Source organism: Parabacteroides leei (genome assembly GCF_023369805.1).
GTDB lineage: Bacteria > Bacteroidota > Bacteroidia > Bacteroidales > Tannerellaceae > Parabacteroides > Parabacteroides leei.
This window is the reverse complement of record NZ_JAMBQG010000002.1, coordinates 384678-402473: the sequence shown is the minus strand read 5'-3', so window position 1 is coordinate 402473 and position 17796 is coordinate 384678. Positions and strand designations below refer to the sequence as shown.

19 protein-coding genes and 1 tRNA gene are annotated in these 17796 nt (G+C 42.1%); 12 read left to right on the top strand and 8 right to left on the bottom strand.

All coding sequences use genetic code 11. The features are described from left to right. The first annotated feature begins 147 nt into the window (after window positions 1-147). Genes M1P97_RS05375 through meaB form a run of 3 tightly spaced genes read left to right on the top strand, consistent with a single transcriptional unit; the run spans window position 148 to window position 2779 of the window. Window positions 148-525, top strand: a complete 378-nt coding sequence (locus M1P97_RS05375) for a DUF1573 domain-containing protein (RefSeq protein ID WP_075556133.1) — start codon at window positions 148-150, stop codon at window positions 523-525. Between the two features lie 29 nt (window positions 526-554). Next, window positions 555-1667 (top strand): DUF1573 domain-containing protein, encoded by a 1113-nt coding sequence (locus M1P97_RS05370; RefSeq protein ID WP_317242342.1) that lies wholly within the window; start codon window positions 555-557, stop codon window positions 1665-1667. Window positions 1668-1684: 17 nt separating this feature from the next. Continuing rightward, the gene (meaB, locus tag M1P97_RS05365) at window positions 1685-2779 is read left to right on the top strand and encodes a methylmalonyl Co-A mutase-associated GTPase MeaB (protein WP_195370795.1); all 1095 of its coding nucleotides are present in this window, start codon (window positions 1685-1687) and stop codon (window positions 2777-2779) included. 72 nt (window positions 2780-2851) lie between these two features. Here the strand turns inward: meaB and pfkA are convergent, their stop codons facing one another. From pfkA to porQ, 4 genes are all read right to left on the bottom strand, one after another. Next, a complete protein-coding gene (gene pfkA, locus M1P97_RS05360; protein WP_195370793.1) occupies window positions 2852-3832 on the bottom strand; it encodes a 6-phosphofructokinase in 981 nt (326 codons plus the stop codon). Window positions 3833-3928: 96 nt separating this feature from the next. Beyond that, a complete protein-coding gene (locus M1P97_RS05355) occupies window positions 3929-4801 on the bottom strand; it encodes a 4-hydroxy-3-methylbut-2-enyl diphosphate reductase (RefSeq protein ID WP_195370791.1) in 873 nt (290 codons plus the stop codon). 12 nt (window positions 4802-4813) lie between these two features. Then, window positions 4814-5503 carry a (d)CMP kinase gene (cmk, locus tag M1P97_RS05350; protein WP_195370789.1) on the bottom strand — a complete coding sequence of 230 codons (690 nt, stop codon included), beginning with the start codon at window positions 5501-5503 and terminating at the stop codon, window positions 4814-4816. A gap of 19 nt (window positions 5504-5522) precedes the next feature. Continuing rightward, entirely contained in the window at window positions 5523-6524 is a 1002-nt protein-coding gene (gene porQ, locus M1P97_RS05345) for a type IX secretion system protein PorQ (protein ID WP_195370787.1), read from the bottom strand. A gap of 219 nt (window positions 6525-6743) precedes the next feature. Here porQ and M1P97_RS05340 point away from each other — a divergent pair, with 219 nt between their 5' ends. The 8 genes from M1P97_RS05340 (at window position 6744) to M1P97_RS05305 (ending at window position 11924) form a co-directional block, all read left to right on the top strand. Beyond that, complete coding sequence (locus M1P97_RS05340; RefSeq protein ID WP_075556852.1) at window positions 6744-7433, top strand: energy transducer TonB; 690 nt, start codon at window positions 6744-6746, stop codon at window positions 7431-7433. 80 nt (window positions 7434-7513) lie between these two features. Continuing rightward, on the top strand, window positions 7514-8488 hold the full coding sequence (locus M1P97_RS05335) for a polyprenyl synthetase family protein (RefSeq protein WP_195370785.1): 975 nt from the start codon (window positions 7514-7516) through the stop codon (window positions 8486-8488). A 4-nt stretch (window positions 8489-8492) separates the two neighbouring features. Continuing rightward, a complete protein-coding gene (locus M1P97_RS05330; RefSeq protein WP_195370783.1) occupies window positions 8493-9278 on the top strand; it encodes a TatD family hydrolase in 786 nt (261 codons plus the stop codon). A 150-nt stretch (window positions 9279-9428) separates the two neighbouring features. Next, window positions 9429-9516 (top strand) — tRNA-Ser (locus M1P97_RS05325). An 80-nt stretch (window positions 9517-9596) separates the two neighbouring features. Then, window positions 9597-10343: a MotA/TolQ/ExbB proton channel family protein gene (locus tag M1P97_RS05320; RefSeq protein ID WP_075556124.1), complete on the top strand. Its 747-nt coding sequence runs from the start codon at window positions 9597-9599 to the stop codon at window positions 10341-10343. A gap of 9 nt (window positions 10344-10352) precedes the next feature. Then, on the top strand, window positions 10353-10826 hold the full coding sequence (locus M1P97_RS05315; protein ID WP_195370781.1) for a hypothetical protein: 474 nt from the start codon (window positions 10353-10355) through the stop codon (window positions 10824-10826). Window positions 10827-10863: 37 nt separating this feature from the next. Next, on the top strand, window positions 10864-11457 hold the full coding sequence (locus M1P97_RS05310) for a biopolymer transporter ExbD (RefSeq protein ID WP_195370779.1): 594 nt from the start codon (window positions 10864-10866) through the stop codon (window positions 11455-11457). Continuing rightward, window positions 11457-11924: an ExbD/TolR family protein gene (locus M1P97_RS05305; protein WP_075556121.1), complete on the top strand. Its 468-nt coding sequence runs from the start codon at window positions 11457-11459 to the stop codon at window positions 11922-11924. The genes M1P97_RS05310 and M1P97_RS05305 overlap by 1 nt, the downstream gene beginning before the upstream one ends. 68 nt (window positions 11925-11992) lie before the next feature. Here the strand turns inward: M1P97_RS05305 and M1P97_RS05300 are convergent, their stop codons facing one another. Next, window positions 11993-12541: a GNAT family N-acetyltransferase gene (locus M1P97_RS05300; RefSeq protein WP_249388566.1), complete on the bottom strand. Its 549-nt coding sequence runs from the start codon at window positions 12539-12541 to the stop codon at window positions 11993-11995. A 145-nt stretch (window positions 12542-12686) separates the two neighbouring features. On the opposite strand from M1P97_RS05300, the gene M1P97_RS05295 reads away from it, so the two are divergent. Next, window positions 12687-13157, top strand: coding sequence for an Lrp/AsnC family transcriptional regulator (locus M1P97_RS05295; RefSeq protein ID WP_007654892.1), 471 nt, complete (start codon window positions 12687-12689; stop codon window positions 13155-13157). Between the two features lie 81 nt (window positions 13158-13238). Here the strand turns inward: M1P97_RS05295 and asnS are convergent, their stop codons facing one another. From asnS to purB, 3 genes are all read right to left on the bottom strand, one after another. Continuing rightward, a complete protein-coding gene (gene asnS, locus M1P97_RS05290; RefSeq protein ID WP_249388565.1) occupies window positions 13239-14645 on the bottom strand; it encodes an asparagine--tRNA ligase in 1407 nt (468 codons plus the stop codon). Window positions 14646-14712: 67 nt separating this feature from the next. After that, entirely contained in the window at window positions 14713-16233 is a 1521-nt protein-coding gene (locus M1P97_RS05285) for a pseudouridine synthase (RefSeq protein WP_195370773.1), read from the bottom strand. Window positions 16234-16292: 59 nt separating this feature from the next. Continuing rightward, a complete protein-coding gene (purB, locus tag M1P97_RS05280; protein ID WP_249388609.1) occupies window positions 16293-17636 on the bottom strand; it encodes an adenylosuccinate lyase in 1344 nt (447 codons plus the stop codon). Between the last annotated feature and the right edge of the window lie 160 nt (window positions 17637-17796).

Below are 17796 nucleotides of genomic sequence, written 5' to 3'. Positions count from 1 at the left end.
AGTCGGGAATTGAAAATGAGAGATTGAATATCATAACAGACAGACAAACAGTCTATCCGCCGATTGTAAATTTAGACCTTCAATTCCCGATTTTCCATTCTAAATCTCTATCTTTGTAAAATAAACAATAGCTAAATAAAAAGTAAAATGAAACAGATTATTTTTATTTTTATGGCAATCCTGCTTGCTACAGGAATGGCTTCTGCTCAGAAAAAAGCAGTTATTTCTGCTGAACAAACTTCTCACGACTTTGCACAAATTAAAGAAGCCGATGGAAAGGTATCCACTACATTTGTAGTTAAAAATACAGGCGAAGCTCCGCTGGTAATCACTCGCGTAATCGCTTCCTGCGGATGTACAACCCCTGAATGGACAAAAGAGCCGATCGCTCCCGGTCAGACCGGAGATATTAAAATAACATACGATCCGAAAGGACGTCCCGGACCGTTCTCTAAAACGATCTCAGTTTACAGCAACGGTAAAACCGGAAGTTACATCCTGACCATACGGGGAGAGGTAATTTAATTTACAACAAGCTAAACTAAAAACAAAGAATGCTGAATATGAAAAGACTGGGCTTTATTCTATGCTGCATATTCCTGATAACAGCTAATATAGCGGCACAGAACGGAGCTCAGATAAGTGCAGACGAACTGACCTACAACTTCGGTACTATCGCCGAAGCGGATGGATTGGCCAGTCATACTTTTGTTATTAAAAATACGGGGGACGGTCCGCTGGTCATCACTCGTATAACTGCTTCCTGTGGCTGTACACAACCGGAATGGACAAAAGAACCTATCGCCCCGGGAAAGACCGGAAACGTAAAAGTGACCTATAATCCCAAAGGACGTCCTGGCCCGTTCTACAAAACGATCTCCATATTCAGCAATGGTAAAAAAGGCAGCTATACGCTGGCTATCAAAGGAAACGTAACACCGAAACCACTTCAGCCTACATTTATTTACCCTTATTCCATCGGCGACCTGAAGATGCAGACCAAAACGGTTCTGTACAGCAGTATCCGTCCGGATGAAACATTAGGGGAGAAGATCAGTGTGAAGAACGAAGGAAAAACAACTCTTACGATCCATCAGGGTAAAGTTCCCAACTTCCTGACCGTAGAAATTCGTCCAGTCCAATTGGCTCCGGATGAAGTCGGCGAAATTACTTTATTGATGGATGCCAAAGCGACCAAAAGAAAAGGACGGGTTACAACTGAGATACCTTTAACGGTTGAAAGCATAGGACAAAAAGAAATTTCAGGAAAAGTGCACGTAGCAGCCAATATTATTGATAACTTTGGAAAGTTATCGGCTGCAGAGAAGGCGCAGGCTCCTGTTGCACAGCTATCGGGTACTTTACTCGACTTCGGGAAATTACCGGAGAAAGGTAGTTTTATTCCTCTGATCGGAGGTAAAGTGACCGGAACTGTCGACATTACCAATACCGGAAAGTCGCCGCTTCTTATCCACAGCATCAGCTGCGATAATGAATTGGTAGATATCTCCGGAGGCAAAAAAGAAATTAAACCGGGAACGACTGCTACTTATAAGATTTCGGTTCGTCCACGAGAAATCAAGACAAAACTGGAAGCGCTTATCAATGTGGTATGCAATGACCCGAATGGCCCTGTTCGCCTTATAAAAGTAACAGCTGAGAAATAATAAATTGTCAATTAAACATGGAACATCCCGAAAACGACGATCTTTACAGAGGATTAAAGGTAAACAAGGGAGTAGCCGACGTACCGACTGTAAACCCGTATCTCAAAAGACCTCAACGTAAAGCATATACCCCTTCCGAATTTGTAGAAGGGATACTGAAAGGAAATATAACCATCCTCAGCCAGGCAGTGACCTTGGTTGAAAGTGCTAAATACGAGCATCAACAATTAGCTCAGGAAATCATCGAAAAATGTCTTCCTTTTGCCGGTAAATCGGTTCGTATCGGTATTACCGGAGTACCCGGTGCAGGAAAGAGTACCTCTATCGACGCATTCGGTATGCATCTGATCAAAGAAGGACGTAAGTTGGCTGTACTGGCCATCGACCCGAGTAGCGAACGCTCCAAAGGTAGTATCCTGGGGGATAAGACCCGTATGGAAGCTTTATCACGCGAAAAGGATGCGTTCATCCGCCCTTCGCCATCGGCTGGCTCGCTGGGTGGTGTGGCACGTAAAACACGTGAAACGATCGTTTTGTGTGAGGCTGCCGGCTTCGATACCGTATTCGTAGAAACGGTTGGTGTCGGACAAAGCGAAACGGCCGTACATTCAATGGTCGACTTCTTCCTGCTTATCCAGCTGGCAGGAACAGGGGACGAACTGCAAGGTATCAAACGCGGTATCATGGAGATGGCAGACGGTATCATTATCAATAAAGCAGATGGCGATAACATCGACAAAGCGAACCTGGCCGCTGCACAGTTCAGAAATGCCCTGCATCTTTTCCCGCCCGCAGATTCCGGATGGTTCCCCAAAGTATTGACCTACTCAGGTTATTACAACATCGGAATCAAGGAAATATGGGATATGGTAGGCGAATACATGGAGTTTACCAAGAAAAACGGCTACTTCAATTACAAACGGAATGAACAGGCAAAGTACTGGATGTATGAAAGTATCAACGACACATTACGTGAAACGTTCTATCATAATCCGGCCGTTGAAGGCATGCTGATACCGACAGAGCAACAGGTGTTGAACAACGAGATCAGTTCGTTTGTCGCAGCTAAACGGATGATGGATTTATTCCTGGAGAATTTATCGAAGAAATAAGGTATAGCCTAAAACGAATAAACCCCGCCGGATATCGATCCGGCGGGGTTTATTTATTTCTGAAACTCATGTTTAGATGGAAGACACACGAAGTGTATTCAATAAATCACGGTTGATCGGTTTATCATTCTTAATAGCCTTGGAGAACGGCACGTATACGATCTGGTCATTCTGTATACCCATCATCACGTTACGCTGATCGTCCAGTAACGCATCGACAGCACCGACCCCCATACGGGTTGCCAGGATACGGTCTTGTGCCGTAGGCGATCCACCACGCTGCAAGTGTCCCAGGATAGAGACACGAACATCGAACTGCGGATATTCATTCTTCACACGTTCGGCCACCCCCATTGCACCGCCGGTTACTTCACTTTCGGCAACCAGTACGATACTACTGTTCTTTGACTTACGGAAACCATTTTCGATCATTTCCGCCAACTGGTCCTTCTCCATAGATATTTCCGGGATGATCGCAGCTTCTGCACCTGAAGCAATCGCACCGTTCAGTGCGAGGAAACCTGCATCTCGTCCCATCACTTCGATAAAGAACAAACGATCGTGGGATGTGGCGGTATCGCGAATCTTATCGACACATTCCATGATCGTATTCAGGGCAGTGTCGTATCCGATCGTAACATCCGTACCATACAGGTCGTTATCGATCGTTCCCGGAACACCGACTATCGGATAATTGAATTCCTGTGCAAATATGCGGGCACCGGTCAATGTACCGTCACCACCAATGGTAATCAAAGCATCGATACCTTCTTCCACCAACTTGTCGTATGCCTGCTTACGGCCTTCAGGAGTTTTAAACTCCATACAACGAGCTGTTTTCAATATTGTTCCACCACGCTGGATAATGTTACTTACATTCTGAGTCTTGAATTCTTCAATTTCACCTGTGATCAATCCTCTGTAGCCTCGAAAAATACCTTTAACCCTAATCCCGTTATAAATAGCGGAACGCGTCACTGCACGGATGGCAGCGTTCATTCCGGGAGCATCACCTCCGGACGTTAAAATGCCAATACATTTAATAGTAGACATAGCGTCTTTATTTTATATTATTCGCGGCAAAAATAATAATTATTTGCCAACATTCTTTCATTTTCTCTGAAACTTAATGAAATCTTAATCATTCTATCAACGCCCGGCATTCAGTTCCTGAATACGGACAGCCACCTCTTCCATCAGCCATTTCGGAGTGGATGTGGCCCCACAAACGCCTACCCGGCGTACTCCGGCCGGAAGCGGTTCGGTAATCTCCTTCACTTCCGAAATGAAGATCGTGTTGGGATTTGCCTTACGACATTCTTCCAGCAACATCTTTCCGTTCGAACTTTTCTTCCCGGCTACAAAATAGACCCAGTCATGGCTGGATGCAAAAGCTTTGATATTGGGAAGACGATTGGCTACCTGGCGGCAGATTGTATCGTGATATTCAAAGCGGACATTTTCAGCTCTACGTTGTTCTATCTCTTTCACGACTTTACGGAAACCGTCCAGCGATTTGGTCGTTTGAGAGAACAGGCAGATATCCCGGTTAAAATCCAGACGATCCAGGTCTTCGATCTTTTCCACGACAATAGCGGTTCCTTCCGTCTGTCCGACAAGACCGTTCACTTCGGCGTGCCCTTTCTTACCATATATGACCAGTTGCGTATTGTTGATACGGGTTTCCTGGTAACATTTATGTATTTTACGTTGTAATTGAAGAACTACCGGACAAGTGGCATCGACGATTGTAATATCGTTCTTCCGGGCAATCTCATAGGTTGAAGGAGGTTCTCCATGAGCACGAAGCAAGACTTTTTTTCCTTTCAAAGTAGAGAACTCTCTATGATCGATCGTCCGCAAGCCATGTGCCTGCAACCGCTCAACCTCCAGGCTATTGTGCACGATATCCCCTAAACAATATAATATATCGGTATTGTTAAGTTCACGTTCTGCACTTTCAATAGCTGTCACAACCCCAAAACAGAAGCCGGAGCCTTTATCTATTTCTACTTCAATCATTGTAACTGTTACCTATTTAGAGATAGCTTTTTCATATTGAACAAGCAGCCATGCTTTTTGTTCAGCAATGGTCATATGCGAGTTATCCAATACTAGCGCATCGTCTGCTTTACGCAGGGGACTTTCCTTACGGGTCGAATCGATATGATCGCGGGTTTTCACATTTTCAAGAACTTCCTCATAAGAGGCAGCCTCCCCTTTGGCTTTCAGTTCATCCAGACGACGTTGCGCACGAACCTCCGGACTGGCGGTTACATATATTTTCAGTTCTGCATCCGGAAAAACAACAGTTCCGATATCTCTTCCGTCCATTATGATCCCCTTTTCTTTACCCATCTCCTGCTGCATGGCGACTAAGGCACGACGGACAAACCCCAACGTGGCCACAGGACTTACCCAACTTGCCACTTCCATTCCGCGTATTTCCTTTTCAACTTTAACACCGTTCAGGTAAGTATCTGGTCGTCCGGTTTCCGGATTGAAACGAAGGGATATATGGATATCGTTCATTGCCGCCTGAAGCTTTTCCTCATCGATCCGGTCTCCCTTGAACAGATTATGCTGAATACAATATAATGTTACAGCCCGGTACATAGCTCCGGTATCTATATACGTATAACCAATCTCTTTGGCGAGATCTTTTGCCATGGTACTTTTTCCTGTTGAAGAAACACCATCTATGGCGATCACTATCTTTTTCATTCTTACTTTAATTATATTTTCAAGGTTTAAAATCGGCCAGTGTAGTAGAAACGCTGACCATCATCGACATGGCTGAAGGATGATATTTGGCGAAAGAAACACCTACGTCGAACATTTTGATCTTCACGCCGGCACCGGCCGAGAAACCGGATAACCCATTTCCTCCCCCCTGGAGCTTCATATCCATCTTTGTCTTCGGATTAAAACCGACACCAATCCAGAAATTCTCACTGGGTATATAATCTACTCCGAACACAAAATGCTTAAACAATGCCTGGGCGAAGTTATCACCTTTATAGTCGGGATCAGTATCATCCAGATAGTCGAATTTCCAACGATTCAGATGCATCGCTGTAACGGATAGACGGAAAGGGGCATGATTCATCTTTTTTGAAATACCCATCTGAATATCCCAAGGCATTTTCTGACGATCATCATTGTAGGGTTTCAACTGTGCACCGATATTTTTGAACACAAAACCGAAAGAGAACTCTTTTTCCGAATTATAATAACTCAACCCGGCATCCACCGCAAGTCCTAGCGATGTATAAATATCATAATTGGAATAGAGGAACTTCATGGAAACACCTCCGCGCCAACGTTCCGATAAATCATACGAGAAAAAACCATTGACAGCAATATCGTTTGCCGTAAAATCAGCGGTCGGCTGATTATGCTCATCCATCCCTATGAATTTCCCGTTATGGAAATAATTGACTCCGACACCCCAGGCTCCACGTTCACGGAACGCTTTTGTAAACAGGGCGCTTCCAACATTTACGTCTGCTATATAATTCATATAGTTCAGGTTTATCATACCGTCCATTTCACCTCCCAGCAAAGCCGGGTTATGAAAAATAAGGGAAGGATCCCTTTCTATCAGGGACACGGTATGACCTCCAAGAGCATTCGCCCTGGTCGATGAAGGGTAGTTCAAAAAAGTAAACACCTGCTCTCCGGTTTGGGCCGCGACAGATTGCACAAAGAACGAAAGGAACAATACAGCTAATATATTTCTCATATTTTTCAACAAAATGCGTACAAAGATATAAATACGGTTATTACATATTTCATAAACAGAAACGGAAAAAACAGGAAAAAGGTATATAAACACTGTTATTTTTCTTTCGGTTCAAAAAAAAACGAAAATATAAAAGTATTTTTCCCAGTTTACTATTGATATATAAAATAATTTGTATTTTTGCGTACTGGAAAACACATATTTAAACATTATAAGAGTATGGAAATTAAGAAATCACCGAAAGCGGACTTAGAAGGGGGCAAAACACTCGGTATCCTGATGGGTATGGTTGTTGGCTTAGCCGTTCTATTCGTTGGGTTCGAATGGGGAACCCGTGATATTCAGGTAGTCCAAACAGAAGGCGTCGCTGATATCATCGCTGAAGAGGAAATTGAAATTACAAGACCGGAGGATACGCCTCCTCCACCACCCCCACCACCAGCACCTGCTGCAGTAGAACAACTGAACATTGTGGATGACGACGTGGAACTGGATCAAGTGGATCTTATCTCATCTGAGGATGACCAGACTTCAGCACAGGTTGAAGCTTATGTGGCACCTGCAGTTGTAGAAGAAGAAGAAGAATCCGCTCAACAGATCTTCACAGTCGTAGAAACAATGCCGGAATTCCCGGGTGGACAGGGTGAATTGCTGAAATACCTTGCAAAATCAATCAAGTATCCGGTTATTGCACAGGAAAACGGTATTCAAGGTCGTGTAACTTGTTCGTTCGTTGTAAACCGTGACGGTTCTATTGTTGACGCAGAAGTTATCCGTGGTGTAGACCCATCTCTGGATAAAGAAGCCTTGCGTGTGATCAATAGCATGCCCAAATGGTCTCCTGGTAAGCAGAGAGGTAAACCTGTACGTGTAAAATATACAGTACCTGTAACTTTCAGATTACAATAATAATTTCTAAACATATTAAAAAGGCTGCTGTAAACTTGCAGCCTTTTTTTATTTTGTCTTATCTATAATTCAATATCGATATGTTATCTTTCAACGAGATCCTGCAAAAAATAGAAAACGAAATATCTCAACTCAGTTTCGAATATCCCCCTAAAAGTTTATACGACCCGATCGAATACATACTGTCATTGGGAGGAAAAAGGATCCGTCCGGCATTGGCATTAATGGCCTGTAATTTATACCGTGAAAATGTAGACAACGTGATCAACCCGGCATTGGGAATAGAAGTTTTCCATAACTTTACCCTATTGCATGACGACCTGATGGATAAGGCTGACAAAAGAAGAAACAAACCGACAGTTCATAAGGTATGGAATGACAACACGGCAATCCTTTCCGGAGATGCAATGTTAATCGCCGCTTATCAACTGATCGGAAAAACGGAACCGGAACATCTGAAAGAAGTGTTCGACCTGTTCACTACCACCGCACTCGAGATATGCGGCGGCCAGCAATATGATATGGAGTTTGAATCACGGACGGATGTTACAGAAGCGGAATATATAGAAATGATCCGGTTAAAAACCGCAGTTCTGCTTGCCTGTAGCTTAAAAACAGGTGCTATCATGGGAGGTGCATCCAAAGAAGATGCCACGAATCTTTATGAGTTCGGAATAAACATCGGACTCGCATTCCAATTGCAAGACGATCTGCTGGATGTATATGGAGATACAGCGACATTCGGAAAAAATATCGGTGGAGACATTATCTGCAACAAGAAAACATTCCTGTTGATACATGCTTTTGAACTCGCCAGCATGGAACAAAAGCAAATCCTAAAAGACTGGATAGGTAAAGAGTCTTTCATCCCCGCTGAGAAAATCAAAGCAATCACTGCCATATATAATACATTAAATCTAAAAGATATCACAACGGCTAAAATGCAGGGATATTACGACAAAGCAATGGAACATCTCTCCGCATTAAATGTATCGCAGGAAAAACTGACTATATTAAAAGAAGTAAGTAACCATTTAATGTATCGCCAGTCTTAATCACATGAATTTAATAGATACGCATAACCATCTGTACCTGGAAGAATTCGACCCGGAACAAGATGCACTGGTTGATGCCGCCCTGAAATCGGGTATCGACACATTGCTTCTCCCGAATGTCGATCTCACAACGATAGAACGGATGCATGACCTATGCGACCGTTTTCCCGATTTTGCCTATCCGATGATGGGATTACACCCGACAAGTGTGGACGAACACTATATTGACACGCTAAAAAAAACGGAATCCTATCTCTACAAACGGCCTTATTGTGGTATTGGAGAGATCGGAATAGACTTATACTGGGATAAGACATACCTGAAAGAACAGATAATAGTATTCGAAGAACAACTAAAATGGAGCATCGATCTCGATCTCCCGGTTGCGATCCATACAAGAGAGGCTTACCCGGAAGTTCTTGAGAGTATCCATAAAGTCGGAGCCGAAAAACTAAAGGGAGTTTTCCATAGTTTTACAGGTACAAAGACTGAACTGGAAGAAATTAAGAAATTAAAAAAATTCAAATTGGGTATTAACGGGGTAATTACTTTTAAAAATTCAAAACTGTCGGAGACAATTTTATCTACCGACATTAACAACATAGTACTCGAAACTGACGCTCCATACCTGGCTCCTGTCCCATATCGGGGGAAACGAAATGAGCCCGTATATATATGGAAAACGGCAGAAAAGGTAGCGGACACATATGGTCTTACACTGGGTGAAACGGTAGAAATAACAAGAAAAAACGCACTGGATTTATTTAAAATTACTAATAAACATGCGTAGTTTGACTTTTTCAGCTGGAAGACCAAATTTATTCCGCCAGATATTGTGTATATGTCAAGCAAAAACTTTAGATTTGTGCACTGAAACGTTTGCATATGCGATTTTTTTCGTATTTTGCGCTCGTTTTAGAGGAGACGAAGGCTGAAAATTGGAGAGATGCTCGAGTGGTTGAAGAGGCACGCCTGGAAAGCGTGTATACGCCTAAAGTGTATCGCGGGTTCGAATCCCGCTCTCTCCGCTTAGATACCATGAGGATATTATTAACAACAAAAATAAAAACAAATAAGAGAATTATTAATCTTAAAAATTAAACACACAATGAAAAAGTATTTTGCAAAAACATTCATGGGTTTATGTGCCCTTGGAATCTCTACCGTAGCATTCGCGCAGGACGCTGCAGCCGGAGCTGAACAAGTTGTTGAAGGTGGTATGTACCAGGCTTTAAAAGTTAAGTTCATCGAGGGTGGTGCAGACTTCATGAGTTTGGTTGCTATCGCTTTGATTTTCGGTTTGGCATTCTGCCTTGAAAGAATTATTTATCTGAACTTAGCTGAAACTAATGCCAGCAAATTATTAAAAGGTATCGAAGATGCACTTGATAAAGGTGATGTAGAAGGTGCAAAAGCTATTGCTCGCGACACAAGAGGTCCTATCGCTTCTATTGCTTACCAAGGTTTAATGAGAATTGATCAGGGTATCGACGTTGTTGAAAAATCAATCGTATCTTACGGTGGTGTACAGGGTGGTCTTTTGGAAAAGAACATGTCTTGGATCACATTGTTTATCGCTATGGCTCCGTCATTAGGATTCTTGGGTACTGTAGTAGGTATGGTTATGGCGTTCGATAAAATCGAACAGGTTGGTGATATCAGCCCGACGGTTGTTGCTGGTGGTATGAAAGTGGCTTTGATCACAACAGTAGGTGGTCTTGTTGTTGCTTTGATCCTTCAGGTATTCTATAACTATTTGTTGAGCAAACTGGAAGCTATCCTGAACCAGATGGAAGATGCTTCTATCACATTGCTTGATATGGTTATCAAATACAACCTTAAATTCAAAAAATAATTCAGAATTATGGCAGTTACTAAAATAAGAAAAATATCCAGCTGGACATTACTGCTCACATCTATTATCAGTATTGTCGTATTGGGTATGTTCTACGCAGGAGGCGTTGTAGACCCTTCTGTTGAAATGAAAGAGCCTATATATACTGGCTTATTGCTCAACTGGACAAGTGTATTGTTCTTCGTGACAATTGTTAGTACAGTAATATTCGCTATTTGGCAATTTACATCATTATTGAAAACCAGTCCGAAATCAGCATTAGCATCATTCATCGTTATCATTTGCTTCGCAGCAATGTTGTTAATCACTTATTCAATAGGCGATGCAACACCTTTGAAAGGTTTGAATGCAGATTCACAGGAATACAATATTCCTCTTTGGCTCAAAATTACAGACATGTGGATTTATTCTTCAGCTATTTTGATGATTTTAATCATTGTTGCTGTTGCTGCCGGCTCTGTAAAAAGAATGCTTAATAGATAATAGTAATAAGAATACGATATAAAACAAATCAAGCGATATGGGAAGAAAAAAAAGAAAAGTGCCCGCAATGAATGCGACTTCTTCAGCCGATATTGCTTTCATGTTGCTTATCTTCTTCCTTATTACTACATCAATGGATACAGATAAAGGTTTGGCAAGACGTTTACCGCCTCCTGTACCCAAAGATCAGAAGAAAAATGAAGAAATGGATATCAAAAAGAGAAATATTCTGGTAGTACTGATCAACAGTAACAACCAAATTCTCTGTGATAATCAATTCATCGATATTAAGCAATTGAAAGACAAGGTTAAAGAATTCATTGAAAATCCTTATAACGATGAGCATAAACCCGAAAAGGTAGAAGTAGATGTACCGTTCTATGGTAAAATGATGGTAACGAAAAATCACGTTATCTCTTTACAGAATGACCGCGGTACGGAATACCAGGCCTACATCGACGTTCAGAACGAATTGGCAAGAGCCTATAACGAACTGAGAGACGATGTTGCCAGAAAGAAATTCGGTAAAGCTTTTGCAGATTTGGAAGAAGAACAACAAAAGGCTGTACAGGTGATCTATCCTCAGAAGATTTCCGAAGCAGAACCTAAAAATTATGGAGACAAAAAGTAATGGGAAAATTTAGTAAAGCGGGTGGAAGAGAAATGCCCGAATTAAATACCTCATCATTACCTGACTTGGTATTTGCTTTCTTGTTCTTCATCATGATGGTTACTTCTATGCGTGAAGTTACTTTAAAGGTGGTATTCCAGGCTCCTCAGGCTACAGAGCTTCAGAAGTTGGAAAAGAAATCATTGGTAACATTCATTTATGTTGGTAAGCCGACTCAGGAACTGAGAGCGAAAATGGGTTCTGAAACTCGTCTGCAGTTGAACGATCAGATCGCAGACGTTGATGAGATTCAAGATTACATCGCTCAGGAAAAGTCAAGTATGAAAGAGGAAGACCAGCCGTTTATGACTGTATCTATCAAGGCGGATAAAGAAACCAAGATGGGTGTTATTACAGACGTAAAACAGGCGCTTCGTGAAGCATACGCATTGAAGATTAGTTATTCTGCAAGACAAAAAGTGGATTAATTAATTCTAGAATAAAGAAAAAGGCAGGACTAAAAGTTCTGCCTTTTTTATTGGGATAAAAACCGAATCTATTTGACACCATATACATAACGGTGAATACAATCTTTTACCTCTTCAAAAGATTGTTGCAGGTCTATATTACCATAAGACATCAAACGCATTTCCAGAAACTCTTCTCCCTGACGATAAGGAGGCTGGTAATAGACATGATTATCCAAAGCATATCCTAAACGTTCATAGAAGCCGATTCTGCGTTTACTCATCTCTTCAGAAGGTATTTCCACCTCCAATATCACAGGAACGTCACACAAAGCCATAAACTGCCTCATAGCCTCTGCTCCTATTCCACCGTTACGCGCTGACTCATCGATGGCAAAATGCTCCACATAAGCAAAAGACTCAAATTGCCAGGCAGTAATAAAACCCGCATAAGCTCCGTTCCTAAACAATGTATATACAGTAAAACGGGGCTCTTCTTTTACCAGTTCTTTCACTAGAGAAAATACCCGTCGTTCGGCTTCCGGAAAGGAATCGTTATATGTCTTTTCTACTTTATCCAACAAAGGATCGGAAAAATCTTTTACCGGCCTGCATTCGATTACCGCACTTAAACTCATACTCTTATAATATTGATTGATTAATAAAAGAAAACTTACGAAATAAAATAATTGGACGAATTATAGCATCTAATCATTATAGTTTGACTATATTTGTATTTAAATGTAACACACAGAATAACAGAAATACAAATATACAGAAATTATGGCACACCATCAACTTGATGAATTGGATGAAAAAATATTAAAACTGATCATAGGGAATGCCCGAATGCCTTTTCTGGAAGTAGCCAGGGAATGTAATGTATCAGGAGCAGCCATACACCAGAGAATTCAGAAACTTACCAACCTAGGGGTTATCAAAGGATCTGAGTTTATCGTCGATAATACAAAAGTCGGATATGAGACTTGCGCTTATATGGGGTTATTCCTGAAATCACCGGGACAGTTCCCTTCCGTTACAGAGGCATTAAAGAAGATTCCGGAAGTAGTGGAATGTCATTACACTACGGGGCAATATGACCTGTTTATCAAAATATACGCAAAAAACAATCAGCACTTACTGAATATCATCCACAATAAACTTCAGCCGTTAGGATTAGCCCGTACAGAATCGCTGATCTCTTTCAAAGAAGCATTCAAGAGACAAATACCGATTGATCTGGATGACGAATAATAAATAAAAAAGGACTTTCCGATATCGGAAAGTCCTTTTTTATTATTGAAAACATCCCTGCCTTAAAGCAGGGATGTTTTATTAAAACTCTGCATTATTCGGAGTTCTCGGGAAAGGAATTACGTCGCGAATATTCGTCATACCCGTAACGAATAACAACAGACGTTCAAATCCCAGACCAAAGCCGGAATGAGGCGCTGTACCGAAACGACGGGTATCCATATACCACCAGATATCCTTTTCAGGTACACCCATTTCTGAAGCACGTCTTGCCAGTTTTTCATAATCCTCTTCACGCTGTGAACCACCGATAATCTCTCCGATCTTCGGGAATAATACGTCCATGGCACGTACCGTCTTTCCATCTTCATTCTGCTTCATATAGAAAGATTTTATTTCTTTCGGATAGTCAGTCAGAATAACAGGACATTTAAAGTGCTCTTCCACCAAATAACGTTCATGCTCTGAAGCAAGGTCAGCCCCCCAATAGATCGGGAATTCGAACTTATGCCCTTTAGCCACTGCTTCTTCCAGGATCTTGACACCTTCCGTATAAGGCAGACGGACAAAGTTATGTTTCAGGACGAATTGCAGACGTTCTATCAGTTCCTTATCAAACATATTGTTCAGGAACTGGATATCATCCATACAGTTATCCAAAGCCCATTGAATACAATATTTGATAAAGTCTTCAGCCAGCTGCATATTCTCTTCGATCTCGTTGAAGGCAACTTCCGGTTCGATCATCCAGAACTCGGCCAGGTGGCGTGGAGTATTGGAGTTCTCTGCACGGAATGTCGGTCCGAACGTATAGATAGAGCCTAAAGACATGGCAGCCAATTCACCTTCCAACTGTCCTGACACTGTCAGACTAGCCTGTTTGCCGAAGAAATCGTCATCATAAATGATAGAACCATTTTCATCCTTCTTCAAGTCATACAGATTCATTGTAGTCACCTGGAACATCTGTCCGGCACCTTCACAGTCTGAAGCAGTAATGATCGGAGTATGGAAATAAAAGAAACCTCTTTCATGAAAGAACTTGTGGATAGCGATCGCCATGTTATGACGGATACGGAACACTGCACCAAACGTATTGGTACGCGGACGTAAATGAGCTATCTCACGCAGGAACTCCAACGAGTGTCCTTTCTTCTGCAACGGATAAGTAGCAGGATCGGCCGTACCGTAAATCTGAATTTCAGTAGCCTGGATCTCTACACTCTGTCCCTGTCCCTGAGATTTTACCAGTTCACCGTTCACACTGATACAAGCACCGGTAGTAATGGGTTTCAGATATTCTTCACCCAGTTTTTCCACATCCACAACGATCTGAACATTATTTATTGTAGAACCGTCATTCAGCGCAATAAAGCTAACCTGTTTACTACCACGACGGGTACGCACCCATCCTTTCACGTTAACGGCTGTACCATAAGCTTCACTTTTCAGTACATCTACAATTTTTGTTCTAGTAATTGTTTCCATGTTTATATGTTTATTCTTAGATAATCAAAACAAGATAGCCGGTATTGACTACCGGCTAATCTTACTATTATTCAAAAGCGCCCATTCGGAGTGCGTTCACCTCACGTTCGTTCAGGTAACGCCATTTTCCACGTCCGAGCATCTTTTTGGTCAATCCGGCAAAGTATACACGATCCAACTTCGTTACATGGTATCCCAATGATTCGAAGATACGGCGTACGATACGGTTACGTCCCGAGTGGATTTCGATACCCACCTGGCTCTTGTCGTCTTCGCTGGCATAGCTGATTGCATCTGCATGGATTTCGCCGTCTTCCAGCTCCAATCCGTTAGCAATCTTTTCCATGTCTTCGATAGAAACGTTCTTATCCAACCAAACGTGATAGATCTTCTTTTTCTTGAATGACGGGTGAGTCAGCTTTGAAGCCAAGTCGCCATCATTAGTAAGAAGCAATACACCGGTTGTGTTACGGTCAAGACGACCTACCGGATAGATACGTTCCTGGCAAGCATTCTTCACCAGATCCATAACGGTAAGACGTTCCTGAGGATCGTCGGATGTAGTTACACAGTTTTTCGGTTTGTTCAGTACGATATATACCTTGCTTTCGATCTGCACCGGTTTATCGTTGAATTCAACCTTATCCTGACGGGTAATTTTAGTACCCAGTTCAGTTACCACTACATCATTTACTTTCACAGCACCTGCTGTAATAAATTCGTCAGCTTCACGACGTGAACAAACGCCTGCATTCGACAAGAATTTGTTCAGACGGATCGGTTCGTTAGGGTCAGCCAATACTTCTTTATACTTCAATTGTTTCTGGAAGTTGTACTTGGCATTCGGGTTGTAATCGTTTGTACGGCGTTGCTGCGGACGTCTGTTTCCATATCCACCGCCATTATTTCCATATCCTCCACCGCGATTATTGTTACCGAATGAAGGTCTGCCACCACCGCGATTATCACGCGAGTCATAAGAATTGACACGAGTATCACCTACTCTGGGTCTTCTTTTCTTCATTCCGTCGCCGGTTGCATCTCCTTCCGGAGAAGCGGAATAGGCTCTGCCTGGTCTTTCGTCATAGCTAGGACGAGAAGGACGGTTGAAACCACCACCATACGAGCGATCGTTGTTTCCATAAGAACGATCATTGTTACCGTAAGAGGGGCGATTGTTGCCATAAGAAGGACGGTTGTATCCGCCTTCACGGTTAGAACTATAACCACCTTCACGATTTGAGTTATAACCTCCTTCACGGTTATTGCTGTAACCACCGCGATTATTGTCACGGTTGTTGTAAGAAGGTCTGCTGTTATAACCACCACCTTCGCGATTGTCATACGTACGGGGACGGCTCGGGCGATCTCCGTAAGATGAGCGGTTATCACCATAAGAATTATAACCACCGCGGTCATCCCGGCTAGGGCGGTTATATGGTCTCCGTTCATAGTTGTTTCCCTCAGGTCTGCTGTAACCTTGATTGTAAGGTTTTCTTTCACCTTCCTGATCTGTGTTTTCCCGTCTGATACTTGGTATCACCTTTCTAGGACGCGGTTGAGATTCTTCTCTTTCTTCTGTGCTCATTGTTGTAAATTAATAATAATTAATTAATTGGTAACCTCACGGCTACGTTGATTCTCACACTAAATACCTGTATAATTATGCGGCGTAATCGCCTTTAATTCAGCTTTTACTGCATCACTTACCTGCAGCGTTTCAATAAAGTCACTGATCGATTTTTCAGTGATCCCTTCATTTGTACGGGTTAAGGCTTTCAAGGCTTCGTAAGGTTTCGGATATCCTTCGCGACGTAATATCGTCTGGATACCTTCCGCAACTACCGCCCAGCAATGATCTAAATCCCGATACAAGGCGCTCTCATTTAATAACAGTTTACCCAGCCCTTTTGTTAAGCTTTTGAATGCGATCTCGATATGAGCCAAAGGTACACCGACGTTACGCAATACGGTAGAGTCTGTTAAATCCCGCTGCAAACGAGAAATAGGCAATTTGGTAGCTAAGTGTTCCAGTATTGCATTTGCCATACCCAGGTTACCTTCCGCATTTTCAAAATCAATGGGGTTCACCTTATGAGGCATTGCAGACGAACCGACTTCTCCGGCCTTGATCTTCTGTTTGAAATACTCCATAGAGATATACTGCCAGAAGTCGCGGTTCAGGTCGATCAGTATAGTGTTCACACGCTTCAGACCGTCGAAAATAGCTGCCAGATTATCATAGTTCGAAATCTGTGTAGTCCATTCCTCACGGCTCAGTCCCAGCACTTCATTCACAAAATTATTACCGAAAGCTCTCCAGTCGTACGACGGATACGCCACATGGTGTGCATTAAAGTTTCCGGTTGCACCGCCGAACTTAGCAGATACAGGAATAGATTTCAACAAAGTCACCTGCTGTTCCAGACGATAAACAAACACCATAATCTCTTTTCCCAAACGAGTAGGAGAAGCCGGTTGTCCGTGTGTCTTGGCCAGCATAGAAACGTTACTCCAATCTTCGGCATACTTCTTCAATATGTCTATCACTTCCTGTATACCCGGATAATAAACATCATTCAACGCATCTTTGATAGACAAAGGCACAGAGGTATTATTAATATCCTGTGACGTCAATCCGAAATGGATGAATTCTTTATAATCCTGTAAACCCAGCAGGTCGAATTTTTCTTTGATAAAATATTCTACAGCTTTTACGTCATGGTTGGTTACACTCTCGATCTCCTTGATACGTGTTGCATCTTCTACAGAAAATTCCTGGTAAATTTTACGCAATGCTTCCTTGTTTTCCACTGTAGCAAGGCTATTCAACTGTGGAAGGAACTCAGCAAGAGTAATAAAATACTCTATCTCTACCTGCACTCTATACTTGATAAGTGCATACTCTGAGAAGTAAGCCGCCAGGTTTTCGGCTTTATTTCTATATCGCCCATCAACGGGAGATATGGCAGTTAGTGTCGAAAATATCATATTCATTTAGTTTATACACCTATAACCCTGAGTGTTCGGGCGATATGCCAACGATATCGATTACTTCATGTACATTAATAATATAGAATGCAAAGTTACTATATTTCTTCAGACTAAAGGGCAGTAATGAACTTTTTTTCTATTTTTTTGCCGAAAGATT

Coding starts and splice junctions, on each gene's coding strand:
- M1P97_RS05300 (WP_249388566.1), bottom strand. CDS start 12,541: ATGAGTTTAAGTGCGGTAATCGAATGCAGGCCGGTAAAAGATTTTTCC.
- M1P97_RS05370 (WP_317242342.1), top strand. CDS start 555: ATGCTGAATATGAAAAGACTGGGCTTTATTCTATGCTGCATATTCCTG.
- M1P97_RS05340 (WP_075556852.1), top strand. CDS start 6,744: ATGGAAATTAAGAAATCACCGAAAGCGGACTTAGAAGGGGGCAAAACA.
- meaB (WP_195370795.1), top strand. CDS start 1,685: ATGGAACATCCCGAAAACGACGATCTTTACAGAGGATTAAAGGTAAAC.
- M1P97_RS05335 (WP_195370785.1), top strand. CDS start 7,514: ATGTTATCTTTCAACGAGATCCTGCAAAAAATAGAAAACGAAATATCT.
- porQ (WP_195370787.1), bottom strand. CDS start 6,524: ATGAGAAATATATTAGCTGTATTGTTCCTTTCGTTCTTTGTGCAATCT.
- M1P97_RS05310 (WP_195370779.1), top strand. CDS start 10,864: ATGGGAAGAAAAAAAAGAAAAGTGCCCGCAATGAATGCGACTTCTTCA.
- M1P97_RS05285 (WP_195370773.1), bottom strand. CDS start 16,233: ATGAGCACAGAAGAAAGAGAAGAATCTCAACCGCGTCCTAGAAAGGTG.
- asnS (WP_249388565.1), bottom strand. CDS start 14,645: ATGGAAACAATTACTAGAACAAAAATTGTAGATGTACTGAAAAGTGAA.
- cmk (WP_195370789.1), bottom strand. CDS start 5,503: ATGAAAAAGATAGTGATCGCCATAGATGGTGTTTCTTCAACAGGAAAA.
- M1P97_RS05375 (WP_075556133.1), top strand. CDS start 148: ATGAAACAGATTATTTTTATTTTTATGGCAATCCTGCTTGCTACAGGA.
- M1P97_RS05305 (WP_075556121.1), top strand. CDS start 11,457: ATGGGAAAATTTAGTAAAGCGGGTGGAAGAGAAATGCCCGAATTAAAT.
- M1P97_RS05320 (WP_075556124.1), top strand. CDS start 9,597: ATGAAAAAGTATTTTGCAAAAACATTCATGGGTTTATGTGCCCTTGGA.
- M1P97_RS05330 (WP_195370783.1), top strand. CDS start 8,493: ATGAATTTAATAGATACGCATAACCATCTGTACCTGGAAGAATTCGAC.
- M1P97_RS05355 (WP_195370791.1), bottom strand. CDS start 4,801: ATGATTGAAGTAGAAATAGATAAAGGCTCCGGCTTCTGTTTTGGGGTT.
- M1P97_RS05295 (WP_007654892.1), top strand. CDS start 12,687: ATGGCACACCATCAACTTGATGAATTGGATGAAAAAATATTAAAACTG.
- pfkA (WP_195370793.1), bottom strand. CDS start 3,832: ATGTCTACTATTAAATGTATTGGCATTTTAACGTCCGGAGGTGATGCT.
- purB (WP_249388609.1), bottom strand. CDS start 17,636: ATGATATTTTCGACACTAACTGCCATATCTCCCGTTGATGGGCGATAT.
- M1P97_RS05315 (WP_195370781.1), top strand. CDS start 10,353: ATGGCAGTTACTAAAATAAGAAAAATATCCAGCTGGACATTACTGCTC.